Annotated in this window: 17 protein-coding genes and 1 pseudogene; 12 read left to right on the top strand and 6 right to left on the bottom strand. The window is 29.9% G+C overall.

Annotated elements, in window-relative coordinates; translation table 11 throughout:
- The first annotated feature begins 1 nt into the window (after position 1).
- The 7 genes from LJD32_RS02385 to LJD32_RS02355 are packed head-to-tail and all read left to right on the top strand — an operon-like array spanning position 2 to position 6,042.
- Positions 2-928, top strand: coding sequence for a DUF561 domain-containing protein (locus tag LJD32_RS02385; protein WP_032091722.1), 927 nt, complete (start codon positions 2-4; stop codon positions 926-928).
- 1 nt (position 929) lies between these two features.
- Complete coding sequence (locus tag LJD32_RS02380; RefSeq protein WP_227391685.1) at positions 930-1,973, top strand: NAD(P)H-dependent flavin oxidoreductase; 1,044 nt, start codon at positions 930-932, stop codon at positions 1,971-1,973.
- Complete coding sequence (gene fabD, locus LJD32_RS02375) at positions 1,970-2,872, top strand: ACP S-malonyltransferase (protein WP_227391686.1); 903 nt, start codon at positions 1,970-1,972, stop codon at positions 2,870-2,872. The genes LJD32_RS02380 and fabD overlap by 4 nt, the downstream gene beginning before the upstream one ends.
- Before the next feature lies 1 nt (position 2,873).
- Positions 2,874-3,626, top strand: coding sequence for a 3-oxoacyl-[acyl-carrier-protein] reductase (gene fabG, locus LJD32_RS02370; RefSeq protein WP_032091719.1), 753 nt, complete (start codon positions 2,874-2,876; stop codon positions 3,624-3,626).
- 11 nt (positions 3,627-3,637) lie between these two features.
- The gene (gene fabF, locus LJD32_RS02365; RefSeq protein WP_022000688.1) at positions 3,638-4,879 is read left to right on the top strand and encodes a beta-ketoacyl-ACP synthase II; all 1,242 of its coding nucleotides are present in this window, start codon (positions 3,638-3,640) and stop codon (positions 4,877-4,879) included.
- The gene (gene fabZ, locus LJD32_RS02360; RefSeq protein ID WP_022000687.1) at positions 4,879-5,304 is read left to right on the top strand and encodes a 3-hydroxyacyl-ACP dehydratase FabZ; all 426 of its coding nucleotides are present in this window, start codon (positions 4,879-4,881) and stop codon (positions 5,302-5,304) included. Before fabF ends, fabZ begins: the two co-directional genes overlap by 1 nt.
- Before the next feature lie 48 nt (positions 5,305-5,352).
- A complete protein-coding gene (locus LJD32_RS02355) occupies positions 5,353-6,042 on the top strand; it encodes a biotin--[acetyl-CoA-carboxylase] ligase (RefSeq protein ID WP_107030025.1) in 690 nt (229 codons plus the stop codon).
- A gap of 10 nt (positions 6,043-6,052) precedes the next feature.
- Here the strand turns inward: LJD32_RS02355 and LJD32_RS02350 are convergent, their stop codons facing one another.
- Together LJD32_RS02350 and LJD32_RS15445 are read right to left on the bottom strand one after the other, a co-directional pair.
- Positions 6,053-6,820, bottom strand: coding sequence for a PD-(D/E)XK nuclease domain-containing protein (locus tag LJD32_RS02350; RefSeq protein ID WP_264472056.1), 768 nt, complete (start codon positions 6,818-6,820; stop codon positions 6,053-6,055).
- A 48-nt stretch (positions 6,821-6,868) separates the two neighbouring features.
- A pseudogene (locus LJD32_RS15445) lies at positions 6,869-6,934 on the bottom strand (hypothetical protein); the annotation flags it as partial.
- 146 nt (positions 6,935-7,080) lie between these two features.
- On the opposite strand from LJD32_RS15445, the gene LJD32_RS02345 reads away from it, so the two are divergent.
- Positions 7,081-7,230 carry a hypothetical protein gene (locus LJD32_RS02345; RefSeq protein ID WP_199596368.1) on the top strand — a complete coding sequence of 50 codons (150 nt, stop codon included), beginning with the start codon at positions 7,081-7,083 and terminating at the stop codon, positions 7,228-7,230.
- A gap of 213 nt (positions 7,231-7,443) precedes the next feature.
- Positions 7,444-8,106 (top strand): NYN domain-containing protein, encoded by a 663-nt coding sequence (locus tag LJD32_RS02340; protein WP_227391687.1) that lies wholly within the window; start codon positions 7,444-7,446, stop codon positions 8,104-8,106.
- A gap of 193 nt (positions 8,107-8,299) precedes the next feature.
- On the opposite strand, the gene LJD32_RS02335 is transcribed toward LJD32_RS02340, so the two are convergent.
- From LJD32_RS02335 to LJD32_RS02320, 4 genes are read right to left on the bottom strand one after another with little or no spacing between them, the layout of a single operon-like run.
- Entirely contained in the window at positions 8,300-9,298 is a 999-nt protein-coding gene (locus LJD32_RS02335; protein WP_227391688.1) for a hypothetical protein, read from the bottom strand.
- A gap of 1 nt (position 9,299) precedes the next feature.
- Entirely contained in the window at positions 9,300-10,010 is a 711-nt protein-coding gene (locus tag LJD32_RS02330; protein ID WP_227391689.1) for a CpsD/CapB family tyrosine-protein kinase, read from the bottom strand.
- Positions 10,011-10,012: 2 nt separating this feature from the next.
- Positions 10,013-10,795, bottom strand: coding sequence for a tyrosine-protein phosphatase (locus tag LJD32_RS02325; protein ID WP_227391690.1), 783 nt, complete (start codon positions 10,793-10,795; stop codon positions 10,013-10,015).
- Positions 10,796-10,797: 2 nt separating this feature from the next.
- Complete coding sequence (locus LJD32_RS02320; protein WP_227391691.1) at positions 10,798-11,484, bottom strand: YveK family protein; 687 nt, start codon at positions 11,482-11,484, stop codon at positions 10,798-10,800.
- A 662-nt stretch (positions 11,485-12,146) separates the two neighbouring features.
- On the opposite strand from LJD32_RS02320, the gene loaP reads away from it, so the two are divergent.
- The 3 genes from loaP to LJD32_RS02305 are packed head-to-tail and all read left to right on the top strand — an operon-like array spanning position 12,147 to position 14,207.
- Complete coding sequence (gene loaP, locus LJD32_RS02315; RefSeq protein ID WP_107030030.1) at positions 12,147-12,665, top strand: antiterminator LoaP; 519 nt, start codon at positions 12,147-12,149, stop codon at positions 12,663-12,665.
- Positions 12,666-12,696: 31 nt separating this feature from the next.
- Positions 12,697-13,395: a sugar transferase gene (locus LJD32_RS02310; RefSeq protein ID WP_227391692.1), complete on the top strand. Its 699-nt coding sequence runs from the start codon at positions 12,697-12,699 to the stop codon at positions 13,393-13,395.
- The gene (locus LJD32_RS02305) at positions 13,395-14,207 is read left to right on the top strand and encodes a glycosyltransferase (protein WP_227391693.1); all 813 of its coding nucleotides are present in this window, start codon (positions 13,395-13,397) and stop codon (positions 14,205-14,207) included. Before LJD32_RS02310 ends, LJD32_RS02305 begins: the two co-directional genes overlap by 1 nt.
- The last annotated feature ends 5 nt before the right edge of the window (positions 14,208-14,212 follow it).

Genomic DNA, 14,212 nt, shown 5'->3' with positions numbered 1-14,212 from the left:
AATGAAATTAAATGAGTTATTAAATATTAAATATCCTATTATTCAAGGAGGAATGGCCAATATTGCTACCGGTGCTTTTGCTGCGAGTGTTTCTAATGCAGGAGGTTTGGGTTTGATTGGAGCTGGAGGAATGAATGCTAAAATGTTAAAAGCAGAAATTCAAGCATGTAAAAAATTAACAAATCAACCTTTTGGTGTCAATATTATGTTACTCAATCCAGATGCCAAAGAAATGGCACAAATCGTTATTGATGAACATGTCCCAGTTGTGACAACTGGTGCTGGAAATCCAGGTGTATATATAAAAATGTGGAAAGAAGCAGGAATTAAAGTTTTACCTGTTGTTCCTAGTGTGGCTCTTGCTAAAAGATTAGAACGTGCAGGTGTGGATGGTTTAATTGTTGAAGGTTGTGAAGCAGGAGGACATATTGGTGAAGCAACGACTATGGCGCTTGTTCCTCAAGTTGTAAGTAATGTTTCTATTCCTGTTATTGCTGCAGGAGGGATTGCCAGTGGCAAGCAAATGTTAGCAGCTTATGCCTTAGGTGCTTGTGGTGTACAAATTGGAACAGTTTTACTCGCAAGTAAAGAATGTCCAATTCATGAAAATTATAAACAAGCAATTTTAAAGGCAAAAGATACTTCGACAACTGTTACAGGAAGAATTAATGGAACACCAGTAAGAATCTTAAAAAATAAAATGGCAAAAGCTTATATTCAAAAAGAAAAAGCAGGAGCAGATATGATGGAACTTGAAAAATATACTTTAGGTTCATTAAAAAAAGCTGTTTTTGAGGGAAATGTTGATGAAGGTTCTTTGATGGCAGGACAAGTTGCAGGAATGATTCATGAAATTAAACCCGTTAAACAAATTTTAGAAGAAATGATGAGTGAGTTACAAGAAACTTATTCAAATTTGGAGATTTAAAATGTTAGAAATCAATCAAAAAAGCTTAACTGTTCCTTTAATTCAAGGAGGAATGGGAGTTGGTGTTTCTCTAGGAAGTTTGGCAGGGCATGTTGCTAAGTGTGGAGCGATGGGGGTTATTTCTACAGCGCATCCAGGTTACAAGGAAGATGATTTTGAAAGTAATCATCGTCAAGCAAATATTCGTGCTTTAAAAAAAGAAATTTTAAAAGCACAAAAGCTTTCTCAAGGAAAAGGTTTAGTAGCCATCAATGCGATGGTTGCTTTAAAAGATTATGAGGAATTGATCAATGCAGCATTAGAGAGTAAAGTTGATGCTATTATTTCAGGAGCTGGACTTCCTTTACATTTACCAGAATTAGTAAAAGATCATGATGTTTTAATTGCTCCAATTGTTTCAAGTGGTAAAGCCTGTAAGGTAATCATAAAACATTGGCTCAAAAAATATCAACGTACACCAGATTTTATTGTTATTGAAGGAAGCCAAGCAGGTGGACATTTAGGGTTTAAAAAAGAAGATTTAGAAAATCAAACATGTCAAAGTTTAGAAGAAATTTTTAAAGATGTTGAAGAAATTGTAGAAAATAATAAATTGAACATTCCTATTTTTATAGCAGGAGGAATCAGTCAAAGAAGTGATGTTAAGCATTTCTTTGATCTAGGTGTCGATGGTATTCAAGTAGCAACACGCTTTATTACAACTTATGAATGTGATGCTTCTATCAAATATAAAGAAGCCTTCTTAAAAGCTAGAAAGGAAGATATTGGTTTTGTTTCTTCTCCTGTTGGAATGCCAGGAAGAGCAATGCAAAATAGTTTTGTTAAAAAAACCAAGAAAGAAAAAATACCTGTTAAAAAATGTTATCAATGTTTAATTCCTTGTGATGTTAAAAATACACCTTATTGTATTTCAAGAGCTTTAATAGAAGCAGTTAAAGGAAATTTAGAGGATGGTCTTATTTTTACAGGAGCTCATGGTTATAGGCAAGATCATTTGATGCATGTTGATGAAGTGATTCATGAATTAATGGAGGATGACAAATGAAATTAGGAATTATTTATGCTGGTCAAGGAAGTCAAGTTGTGGGAATGGGAAAATCATTTTATCCTCGTGAAATCTTTGATCAAAATGAAGATTTAAAGGAATTATGTTTTAATGGACCACTTGAAAAACTATCTTATACACCATATACCCAACCATGTATGGTGATGGTTGCAACAATCATTACAGATTTATTAAAAGAACATGGAATTGTGCCTGATTATACAGCAGGTCTTTCTTTAGGGGAATATTCAGCATTATATTGTGCAGGTGTTTTTAAAAGACAACAAGTGATTGATCTTGCGCGTTTTAGAGGAAAAGTCATGCAAGAAGCAGTATCAGAAATTGAAAGTGAAATGATTGCCGTTTTAGGAATGAAGGAAGAACTTTTACAAGATTTGTGTCATCAAGCAAGTTCATTAGGGGTTGTTTCTGTTTCTAATTATAATTGTCCTGGTCAACTTGTTGTTGCTGGTGAAAAGAAGGCTGTGGAAAAAGTTAAAGAATTAGCTTTAGAAAATAAAGCGAGAAGAGTGATTGCTTTAAATACGAGTGGACCTTTTCATACGTCTTTATTAAAAGAAGCGTCACTTGCTTTAAAAGAAAGATTTAAAAAAGAAACTTTTCATGAAATGAAAATACCTGTTATTTTTAATACTTTAGGTCATGAAATCGAATATCAATCAATACCAGAAATTTTAGAAAAGCAAGTGATGTCACCTGTTTACTTTGAAAAAAGTATTCGCTATATGATAGATCAAGGTGTTGATACGATCATTGAAGTAGGACCAGGAAAGGTATTAAGTGGTTTTGTTAGAAAGATAGATCGAAGTATTCAGCTTTATCAAATAGAAGATATGGAATCATTGAAAAAAACAGTGAAAGCTTTGAAGGGAGAATAAAATGAGATTAGAAAATAAAATTGCTCTTGTTACAGGTGGAGGACAAGGTATTGGTAAAGAAATTGCTAAAACATTAGCTTTAAATGGTGCTTTTGTTTTAATTAATTATATAGATTTAGGGAATAATCAAGAAATTGCTCAAATGACAAAAAATGAAATTGAAAGTCTTGGAGGAAAATGTGAAATCTTACCTGCAAATGTAGCAAGTTATGATGAAACATTAGAGATGTTTAAAACAATTAAAAATGAATATGGAAGATTGGATATTTTAATTAATAATGCAGGAATTACAAAAGATGGCTTAATGTTACGCATGAAAGAAAATGATTTTGATGCAGTTATTGATGTCAATTTAAAAGGAACATGGAATTGTATGAAACATGCGACAAAATTAATGATGAAACAAAAATATGGACGTATTGTTTCTATGTCATCTGTTGTAGGCGTTATGGGAAATGCTGGACAAGTCAATTATGCTGCTAGTAAATCAGGAATTATTGGAATGACAATGTCTCTTGCTAGAGAGGTTGGAAGTCGTGGTATTACTGTTAATGCAGTAGCACCAGGTTTTATTCAAACAGCAATGACAGATGTTTTAAGTGATGATATTAAAGAACAAATGAAAAGTCAAATTCCTTTAGGAGCATTTGGAAGTGTTCAAGATATTGCAAATGCAGTTGTTTTTCTAGCAAGTGATGAAGCAAAGTACATTACTGGACAAACATTGCATGTTGATGGTGGCATGGCTATGTAAAGGAGAAGCATATGAAAAGAAGAGTTGTCGTAACAGGAATAGGTGCTTTAACACCTATTGGAAATAATGTAAATGATACATGGAAGGGTATTTTAAATCATCAATGTGGGATTGATTTGATTCAATCATTTGATACTTCAAATATGAAGGTAAAAGTAGCAGGTGAATTAAAGAACTTTGAAGCTACTGAATATTTAGATAAAAAAGATGTTCGTAAAATGGATAAATTTATTCAATATGGACTGATTGCAGCTAAAGAAGCTATCAAAGATTCTAAATTAGAGATAGATTCTATAAATCATGATCGTTTTGGGGTAGTAGTATCAAGTGGTATTGGAGGATTAGGATCTATTGAAGAAAATCATCAACGTGGTTTAAAGAAAGGATTTGATCGTGTTTCTCCATACTTTATTCCTATGACCATTGTTAATTTAGCAGCTGGTCAAATTGCCATTGCCTTTAAAGCACAAGGACTTGCTACATGTCCTGTAACAGCTTGTGCAGGAGGCACAAATGCTATTGGTGATGCCTTTAGAAATATTCGTGATGGTTATTTAGATGTAACCATTGCTGGAGGTTGCGAAGCAAGCATTACACCTCTTGGTATTGGTGGTTTTACATCAATGAAAGCTTTAAGTGAATCACATGATCCCAAACGTGCCTCCATTCCTTTTGATAAAGAAAGAAATGGTTTTGTCATGGGCGAAGGAGCAGGAATGCTTGTTTTAGAAGAACTTGAACATGCTAAAGCAAGAGGGGCACATATTTATTGTGAGATGGTAGGTTATGGTGTTAGTTGTGATGCTTATCATATGACAGCTCCAGCTCCTGAAGGTATTGGAGGTGCTAAAGCAATGATCAATGCACTTCAAGATGCTTCTCTTGAAGCTAATCAAATTGATTATATTAATGCTCATGGAACATCAACACCGATGAATGATAAGTTAGAAACGGCTGCAATCAAAAAAGCTTTTAAAAATCATGCTCATAAAGTAGCTGTATCTTCAACAAAAGGAAATACAGGTCATTGTTTAGGAGCTGCTGGTGGAATTGAAGGTGTTTTATGTGTTAAAGCATTAGAAGATAACTTTATTCCAGCAACTATTAATTATCAAAATTTTGATGAAGAATGCGATTTAGATATTGTTGCAAATCATGGAAGAAAACAAGTATTAAATTATGTAATGTCAAATTCATTAGGTTTTGGAGGGCATAATGCCTCAATTATTTTTAAGAAATATGGAGAAGAGTAATGGAACTTAATAGTAATCAAATACAAGAAATCAATCCTCATCGTTATCCTTTTGCTTTAGTAGATCGAATTACAGATTATAAACCAGGTGAGTATGCTAAAGGAATCAAATGTGTCAGTGTTAATGAAATGCATTTTTGTGGACATTTTCCAAGTCATCATGTCATGCCAGGAGTTTTGATTGTTGAAGCTTTGGCACAAGTAGGATGTATTGCTATTTTATCAAAAGAAGAAAATAAAGGAAAAATTGCTTTTTTTGGTGGTATTAAAAATTGTCGTTTTAAAGGACAAGTAACACCAGGGGATGTTTTAGAAATGGAATGTGTTCTTACTAAACAAAAAGGACCCGTAGGAATTGGTGAAGCTATTGCAAAAGTAAATGGTAAAGTTGTTTGCAAAGCTGAACTTACATTTGCAATTCAATAATCTTGAATTGCAATTTTTTTTATTTTATCATGATAAAGAGGTGAAACTATGAAACTGATAGAGCTAGAAGAAGTTGATTCAACAAATGATTATTTAAAAAGAGAATATCAAAATTTACCTATGCAAACATGTGTCACTGCCAAATATCAAACAAAAGGTAGGGGTAGAAATGGTCATGTTTGGGAAAGTCATGCAAATGAGAATTTGATTATGAGTTTTTTATTTAAAGATTTTCATAAAATAGAAGATGCTTGGAAAATGACACAATTAGCAACATGTAGTGTTGTTGGTTTATTGGATCGCAATCGTATTAAAGCAACGATTAAATGGCCGAATGATATTTATGTTGATGGAAAAAAGATTTGTGGTATTTTAGTAGAAACGATCTTAGATCCTGATTTAAAAGGAGTCATTGTAGGAATAGGATTGAATGTTAATAATGAAGATTTTCAATCAATGAAACAAATTACTCATAAAGAGTATAAAATATCTAAACTTGCTATTGGACTGAAAACATTTATGTTGATTTATTATAATTTATATCAAACAAATCAGTTTCATAAGGTTTTAGAATACGCTAATAGTATTTCTTATTTAAAAGATCAATGGGTAGAATATGGTGATTATGGAGAAGTTTGTTTTCAAAAGCTATTAGATGATGGTTCTGTTTTATTTGTTGATCGACAAGGAAAAACATATAAACAGGTAATTAATGAAATATCTTTACATAATAAATAAAAGTGCAGGCTTAAGCCTGCACTTTTACAATATAACAGTATTTCTTATAAAAGGATATGCCATATCCTTTTACATGAAGATATCCCTCACTGATGATTTCTTCTTCATATTTATTATCAATGATTTGTTGGGCTCCTTCACTTGCATCACTTATTAAATCTTTAACGCTCTTAGAATGTTTACATTCTAAAACAAGAGCTGTCTGAAAGATTTGTTTAGGAAAGATACATAAATCAAATCTTCCATGCACCGCTTCTCGATTTGATTTGATCTTTTTACCACTAAAGAGTCCTAATAGAAAACCATGATAGAAAGATTCTTCATTATCAAAGTAACTGATACTTCTAGATAAGATATCGCCTAGTATTTCATTTGCATGATCAACGTCTCCTTTAACAAGACTTTGATAAAGATTTTCTTTTCTTACAAAAGTATAGTCTTCAAAATAAGACATGAATGTTTGTTTATAGATTTCATAGACTTCTTTATTGGGAATAATCAGTTTATACTTATTTTCTCCTAAATCTTCTTTTATCTTTAAATATCCTGTAAGTAAAAGAAAACTATAGATATTATTAATATTATCCATTTCTCGATAAGTAAGTTCAGGTTTGATATATTTCGTTAAAGACTTTCCTTGAATGAGTTGTTCAAATTCTTCATGAAGTTCATCACTGCCATTTTGAATATAGTTGACAACAAGATCATTTCCACTGGTATTTGCCCAGAAGGAAATAGGTTTGTTATCTGAGCTATTTAATTTACAATCAACATACATAAGTGTACTCCAAGGATTATAGATTTCTATGTTTCCAAATAAATAACCATCATACCATTCTTTAACTTCATCTACATAATCTGTTAGATTATAATCTTTTAATAATTGTAAGATTTCTTTTTTTGTAAAGCCAAAATACTCATTACCCTATCTTTTTAAATAATAATTTATTTAGAAGAGATGAGATAAAGTTTGTTGAAAGAAACAATGATAATATAAGTGAACTTTATTCTCTTTCAGATTTTAAAACAGCTGGTAAGATGGGGGTTAGAAAATCAGATGATTATATGAAAAACTATTTTGTTTCACAATATGGAGCCATTAAAGATGTTGATTTTTCACCTTTATTTCAAAAACTGATTTTAGGAGAAAAAAATCAAGATGGAAAGAAAAATAATCTGGAATTGTAAATTTTTATAAATTTTTATAAATTTTGTTGATTTTTTATAAAAATGAGCATAACATATAAGTGTACTTAATGAGTGCACAAGTTGTTAACTAAGCTTTAGTAGTAACCTCCCGTTATAAGGGTTCAGGTGAGACTAGAGCTTTTATTTTATAAAAAGGAGAAAATTATGTTAAAAGGTAAATAATTTGTAAAAGATACAATAGTAACAGCAATATTGGTAGATGGAGGATTTTATAGACGTAGAGCTTATGCTCGGTTAGGAGATAAATCTCCAAAAGAAAGAGCTGATGAATTAGAATCATATTGTAAAAGACATTTAAACGAAAAAATATATGGAATTCAGACATCTCATAGATTATATAGAATTTTTTATTATGATTGTTTACCAGTTTCTAAAAATATATATAATCCTTTAACAAAAAAACAAGTTGATTTATCTAAAACGGATACATATAAATGGGCAACAGAATTTTTTGATTTTCTAAAAGAAAAAAGAAAATTTGCATTGAGATATGGGCAATTGGCGGAAGGACAAGCTCATTATTCATTAACAGAAAAAACATTTAAAAAATTATGTAATGGTACTATTAAATTTGAAGATTTAGAAGAAAAAGATTGTATTCTTCAAATTGAACAAAAGGGAGTAGATATGAGGATTGGGTTAGATATTGCTTCATTAGCATATAAAAAGCAAGTAGATCAAATTGTTTTAATATCAGGAGACAGTGATTTCGTTTCTGCAGCTAAGCTTGCAAGAAGAGAAGGTATAGATTTTATTTTAGATCCACTTGGAGCACCTGTAAAACCTGATTTATTTGAGCATATCGATGGGTTAAGAACATGCGATTCAAATTTTAAAATTTCAGATAAAAAATAGCAAAAAAAATTACATTTACAAGTTGTTATATTTTATAATTAGGTTTAATAAAAGATATTACATTTAAAAAGAGAACGGTTCGCAATTAACGATTGTTCTCTTTTTGTTAACTTTTTTTAATTGTTATAGTGTTGTTAATTTTCAAAAATATTTCTTACAAAGTACGCTAAATAATTTGATTAATTATTATTTTTTATTTGATATATTGTAGTTCTTGTAATTTTTGATAGATTTGGTTTGCAAGTAATTGATTGAATGTATCATTACCTGCGAATTTGTCTTCTTTTAGAAGACTTGATGGGATATAGCTATTTGTAAGATCTTTTTGATCTTGTTCAGTAGCTGTAATATTTGCATCTTTTAAGCCATTTGTAAGAAGATAAGTTCTAAAGTCTAAGAAATGATCTTTATGTTCTTCTTTTAAGATGTTATTATCGTCTCTTACAAGGTTGTTTTGTCTTTTTGATGTCATTGATACAACAATATATTTTTGTGTTTTAATTTGGTTTAAAATAGCTCTTTGATAAGTGATTGTACGATATACATCTTGGTTGTTTTGTTTATCATAGTTTCCAGAAAAGATAATAACGATATCATTTTCATTGAATTCAGGAAGTGTTGCTTCGATTTGTGCAGGAGCTGTTAGGGTAACAGCTTTTCCAGATTTCTCTCTTGTAAATGTATGAATATTACGAGATGAATCGTAAGCTAAAGTTCCTTTAATACCTTGAATGGTAACTTCATCGAAGTTTGATCCACTATTTTTTAAAGCTTCTACTTGTTCACCTTTTTCATTATAGAAAGTAAGGTCTACAGCTTCTTTATCACCAGGGATGGTGATATTATTAGCGAAAATCTTTGTTCTTCCTACACGAATAGATAAATCAAAAGTTGTATCTTGGTTTCCACCGAATTTAATAATTTCACTATTTGTAAGTGATTCTAAATTAAGTGGGTAACTAGCAAATTCACTTCCCAAGGTAAAGCTATCGCCAATACAATAAATACGTTGACTATTTTTTTCTTTTTTTGTTTTTGTTTTTGTTGTTTCTTCTTTTGTTGTAGTTGTTGTTTTTTCTTCTGATTGGTATTTTTTAGCGTTTTGACTTGTTGAAAAACGGTCATAACCAATTAAACCAACAATCATAGCAAGTAAAACAACAACAGTAATAGAAAAAGTAACTTTTTTCATATTAGTAATAGTAGTAATGACTACCAGATAGAGATTTTGCTTTTGTTAAAACACTTCCTAAAACGTTTACATTATTTCTTTGAAGTAGTTTTACACAATTTGCAGCATCTTTTTTATTAGTATCTTGTGAAGAAATAGCAAAAATAGTCCCGTCAACGGCATTTCCTACAGGAATGGCATCAGATATCATTCCAACAGGAGCACAGTCAATAATAATGAAATCAAATGATTTCTTTAATTCATTAATATAATCTTTAAATACATGTGATCCTAATAATTCAGAAGGATTAGGAATATGAATCCCACTTGTTAAAACAGCCATAGTACCTGCAAAAGAAGGGGCTTTTACACTTTGGAAGTATTCAACATTTAATTTTTTAGTTTGACGATATTCAAGTAAAGCATCTGTTAAACCATGTTTGTTTGATAATCCCATATATTTATGTAAAGTATTTTTTCTTAAATCACAATCAATTAATAAAACTCTATTATATTTTGTTGCAAAAATATAAGCAAGGTTAATAGATAGTGTTGTTTTTGCTTCACCAGCTTGTGATGAAGTAATACAAATTGATTTAATGTCTTTGTCTACTGTAGAAAATTCAATGTTTGTACGAATATGACGAAAGATTTCAGTATAATCAAATTGGCTATGTTTTTTATTTTTCTCTAAAATATTTAATGTTTTTCTTTTACTCGTTTTTTTTGCCATAATTATCTCCTTTTAAATATTTTTTTAAAGAAGGATGTTTTTCCTTCAATAGGATCAACTTCTTCATTGTTGATGATATGTAGAGGATTTTCATACATTAATGTATGAATATCTTCATAACTATATTTCTTTACAAGTAAATCAAAGACTTCTTGTAAACAAGGAGAACGATGTCCGTCACAACGATGAGTATCCGTTGCAATTACATGAAGTAATCCTTGATTTAATAATTGATAAGCAAACTTTTGAGCATGTTTACCATGATATCCCAAAAAGCTTGTTGCATTAGCTTGAATAAGATAACCATTATCTATAAAATCTTGAATTCTTTCGATATCTAAAGAATCTTTAAAGTATCTTTCAACATGAGCAATAACGGGAGTATATCCTTTATATTGAATTTCATAAAGACGATCTTCTACTTCATTTTCATTTCCTAATTCTTTTCTAACATCAAATTCTACAAGTAAATAATGGGTATTTTCAATAGGTATAAAGATGTTTTGTTCAAGTGCTTCTAGATAATCATGATTTAAGAAGAGTTCACACCCTTCTAAAACCTCAATATTATAAACTTTAGCAAGCTCTTTTAAATCATGAATTCTATCTTTAATAACTTCTAAATCTTTTAAAGTGTGTTTTCCAGAAACAACATGAGGTGTTGCGACAATCGTAGAAATACGATTATTTTTAGCTTTTTCTAAAGCCTTTTTAGCATCTTCAAGTGATGGCATTCCATCATCTATATCCCATGCATAATGACCATGTATATCAATAAAAGCCATAACTAATCCTCAAAATAAGGAATAACGCCAAGATTTGGAATTTTTAAATATTTTTCAACGTCTTCTTGAGTATGTAAACGATTATCTAACATAAATCTAATAAAGATAATACCAATACTTAAAATAGCACCTACTAAACCACCAATAACTATATTTTTAGGAACACTTGGTGAAACAGGTGATGTTTGAAGTTTTGCATCATCAACTGTTGTAATATTGTTGATATTTAAAGTTTCTTTCACTTCATTTGTGAAGACATTAACCGTTGTATCAACAATTCTTTTACTGAGTTGTGGATCAGTTGTTGTTGCTGAAATAGAAATAATTTGGGTATCTGTTTCATTTGAAATAGATAAAGCAGAAGAAACAACATTTGTATCAACATTTAATTCTTTAGCAACTTTACTTTGAATATTGTTTCCTCCAAGTAAAGCTACATAGTTTTTAGTCATCGAATTATTTGAGTTAATTTGTGAATAGTCAACGATTCCTTCGTTAACTTCTGGTTTTGGGAAAATACGAGCCGTTGATTCATATTTTTTACTAACAAAGAAAATAGTAAAAGCTCCCACTAATATAGCACAAATCAATGTTGAAATAATAATGATATGTAAATGTTCTTTTAATACTTGAAACAATTCAGCTAAATTAATTTCAATCTCTTCATTTTGGATTTCTTGATTATCCATTACTTAATCTCCTTTAATACATATTTTTATAAACAATTATAGATACTACGTCGATGCTCATTATCTAACAAAAGCCTTTAAAAATCAACAGAATTAGATTTTTTTATAGAAGTCTTATTATATAAGGAAAGGAAAAGTCATAAATTCGACCGTTTAGTTGTAAAAATCGACCGCTCAGTAACTAAAGTGAAAAAATATCAAAATAAATCAAAATAAATTGACAAAAAATAACATATTTATTGATATTTTAACAAATCACGGTATAATACGAGTGATTATAGATGAACTCGAAAATACGTCGTATTAACTTTGAAAAATTGAGGGGGGGGGGTACAAATATGTACATAAAAAAGTATTTTTTAGAATTAAAAAGAATATTTATATCGAAACAAATAAGTATGATTTTATCAAAGCTTTTTATATTATGTAATACATGTAAAAGAAGGCTTAATGAATTATACTTATTTTTTGTAAGTAAGATGGGATATGTGTATCCTCTCAATTAATGAGTGGTTTAAAAAATTTGAAAGTAATCATGATGACAAAAGATAAATAGAAAAGAATCGTCGCTGTGCCGCGTTGTTTTCTCTTATCTTATATATTAGAAAAGAGTCCAATAGAATTATTGGATGGGCGAAGCATGCTCAAATGGAGGTTATTGTATGTTTGATAATTGGTATGTTGTTCAAGTAAGAACAGGAAAAGAAGAAGAAATCGTTAAGAAATGTCAGTTCTATATTGATCATGATATTTTACTTGATTGTTTTATTCCAATCACGAAAAAGAAAAAGAAATATCATGGTACATGGCATATTGTCGATGATATTCTTTTTAAGGGATATATCTTTATGATTACTGATAAAGTTGAGCAACTTTATACAGAACTGAAAAAGATACCAGATCTTACAAAGCTTTTAGGAAATGATGGAGAAGACATCTATCCTATATATCCTCAAGAAGCCATGTTTTTAACAAAGTTTTCTAATAGAAATCATGTGGTTGATATGTCTCGAGGTGTTATCGAAAATGATAAGATTATTATTACAGATGGTCCTTTAATGAATCTGGAAGGATATATCACAAAGATAGATCGACATAAGCGAATCGCTTATGTTGATGTAGAACTACTTGGAAAGATTACAAGAGTACAAGTAGGCCTAGAGATTATTAGTAAAACGTAGTTTTATGTTTTATTTAGGGAGGGGTATAAATATGGAATTAGATTCAAATGGTGTTAGCATTGAACAGCCGATAATTCAACAAGATAACTATGAAAGTTATTTTAGAGATGAAATAGAAAAATATAAAAATACAGTAAACTATAAACCAAAATACGCATATGAATTTTTTAGAAGATTAGTAGATATTATCTTTTCTTTAGTTGCATTAATTCCTGCAGTAATTCTTATTTTAATTTTTTCAATTATTATTAGAATTGATTCAAAAGGATATCCTATTTTTTCACAAGTAAGGGTTGGGAAAAATGGTAAACTAATGAAAATACATAAACTTAGATCAATGAGAATTGATGCAGAAGCTAATGGACAAAAATGGGCTGAAGATGATGATCCAAGAATTACTAAAGTTGGTAAATTTATTAGAAAACATAGAATTGATGAATTACCTCAATTAATCGATGTATTATTTGGTAGAATGTCACTTATTGGTCCAAGACCTGAAGTGCCTAAATTAACAGTTGAATTCAATGCTGAAAGTCCAGGCTTTGTGACGAGATTAATGGTTGCACCTGGATTATCAGGATGGGCTCAAATTAACGGTGGATATAACGTAACACCTAAAGAAAAGTGGATTTTAGATAATGAGTACATAGAACAAAGAGGATTTAAAATGTATTTTAAAATCTTTTATTTAACAATTAAAACTGTATTAACAGGGGAAGGTGCTAAGTAATGGACTATTCAATTTTAATGTCTGTTTACCATAAGGAAAAGCCGGAATATTTGAAAGAGGCAATTGAGAGCATGCTTAGTCAAACTGTAAAAAGTAATGATTTTGTAATTGTATGTGATGGACCTTTAACAAAAGAATTATATGATGTTATAGAATTTTATGAAAAAGACAAATCTAACTATATTCGTAGAATTCAATTAGAAAAAAATATGGGATTAGGAAAAGCATTAAATATAGGTTTGGAAAATTGCAAAAATGAATTAGTTGCACGAATGGACAGTGACGACATTTCGGTAAACAATAGAATCGAGCTACAACTAAAGGAATTTGAGAAGAATAGTGAATTAGTTTTATGCGGAACAAATATTTCAGAGTTTTATGAATCAATTGATAATATAATAGGAAGTAGAAATGTACCATCTGAATATGTTCAAATAATAGAATTTTCAAAGAAAAGAAATCCTTTTAACCATCCATCTGTGATGTTTAAGAAAAACATTGTAAAAGAAGTTGGATCTTATTCAGAAAAATATCATTTATTCGAAGATTATTATTTATGGATTAGAATTTTAAAAAATAATTCTTATGTAAAAAATATTTCAAAAGAACTTGTGAAAATGCGTACGTCTCCAGATTTATACGCAAGAAGGGGTGGAGTTGCGTACGCTAAAGATATGATGAGATTTCATAAATGGATGTTAAGAGAAAAGTGGATAGATAAAAAACATTTTATCTTTTGTGCATTACCACATGCTATTGTTTGTGTTATACCGAATTGTTTTAGGAAGATGATATATGATTTTTTACATTAAAATTT

The sequence above is a fragment of the Faecalibacillus sp. TM498 genome (assembly GCF_020589955.1).
Taxonomy (GTDB): domain Bacteria; phylum Bacillota_I; class Bacilli_A; order Erysipelotrichales; family Coprobacillaceae; genus Faecalibacillus; species Faecalibacillus intestinalis.
Note: the sequence above shows the minus strand (reverse complement) of the source record. Positions and strands in the feature narration are given on the sequence as shown.

Excerpts from the sequence above, each read along its gene's own strand:
- LJD32_RS02385 (WP_032091722.1), top strand. The coding sequence starts at position 2 with ATGAAATTAAATGAGTTATTAAATATTAAATATCCTATTATTCAAGGA.
- LJD32_RS02380 (WP_227391685.1), top strand. The coding sequence starts at position 930 with ATGTTAGAAATCAATCAAAAAAGCTTAACTGTTCCTTTAATTCAAGGA.
- fabD (WP_227391686.1), top strand. The coding sequence starts at position 1,970 with ATGAAATTAGGAATTATTTATGCTGGTCAAGGAAGTCAAGTTGTGGGA.
- fabG (WP_032091719.1), top strand. The coding sequence starts at position 2,874 with ATGAGATTAGAAAATAAAATTGCTCTTGTTACAGGTGGAGGACAAGGT.
- fabF (WP_022000688.1), top strand. The coding sequence starts at position 3,638 with ATGAAAAGAAGAGTTGTCGTAACAGGAATAGGTGCTTTAACACCTATT.
- fabZ (WP_022000687.1), top strand. The coding sequence starts at position 4,879 with ATGGAACTTAATAGTAATCAAATACAAGAAATCAATCCTCATCGTTAT.
- LJD32_RS02355 (WP_107030025.1), top strand. The coding sequence starts at position 5,353 with ATGAAACTGATAGAGCTAGAAGAAGTTGATTCAACAAATGATTATTTA.
- LJD32_RS02350 (WP_264472056.1), bottom strand. The coding sequence starts at position 6,820 with ATGTATGTTGATTGTAAATTAAATAGCTCAGATAACAAACCTATTTCC.
- LJD32_RS02345 (WP_199596368.1), top strand. The coding sequence starts at position 7,081 with ATGGGGGTTAGAAAATCAGATGATTATATGAAAAACTATTTTGTTTCA.
- LJD32_RS02335 (WP_227391688.1), bottom strand. The coding sequence starts at position 9,298 with ATGAAAAAAGTTACTTTTTCTATTACTGTTGTTGTTTTACTTGCTATG.
- LJD32_RS02330 (WP_227391689.1), bottom strand. The coding sequence starts at position 10,010 with ATGGCAAAAAAAACGAGTAAAAGAAAAACATTAAATATTTTAGAGAAA.
- LJD32_RS02325 (WP_227391690.1), bottom strand. The coding sequence starts at position 10,795 with ATGGCTTTTATTGATATACATGGTCATTATGCATGGGATATAGATGAT.
- LJD32_RS02320 (WP_227391691.1), bottom strand. The coding sequence starts at position 11,484 with ATGGATAATCAAGAAATCCAAAATGAAGAGATTGAAATTAATTTAGCT.
- loaP (WP_107030030.1), top strand. The coding sequence starts at position 12,147 with ATGTTTGATAATTGGTATGTTGTTCAAGTAAGAACAGGAAAAGAAGAA.
- LJD32_RS02310 (WP_227391692.1), top strand. The coding sequence starts at position 12,697 with ATGGAATTAGATTCAAATGGTGTTAGCATTGAACAGCCGATAATTCAA.
- LJD32_RS02305 (WP_227391693.1), top strand. The coding sequence starts at position 13,395 with ATGGACTATTCAATTTTAATGTCTGTTTACCATAAGGAAAAGCCGGAA.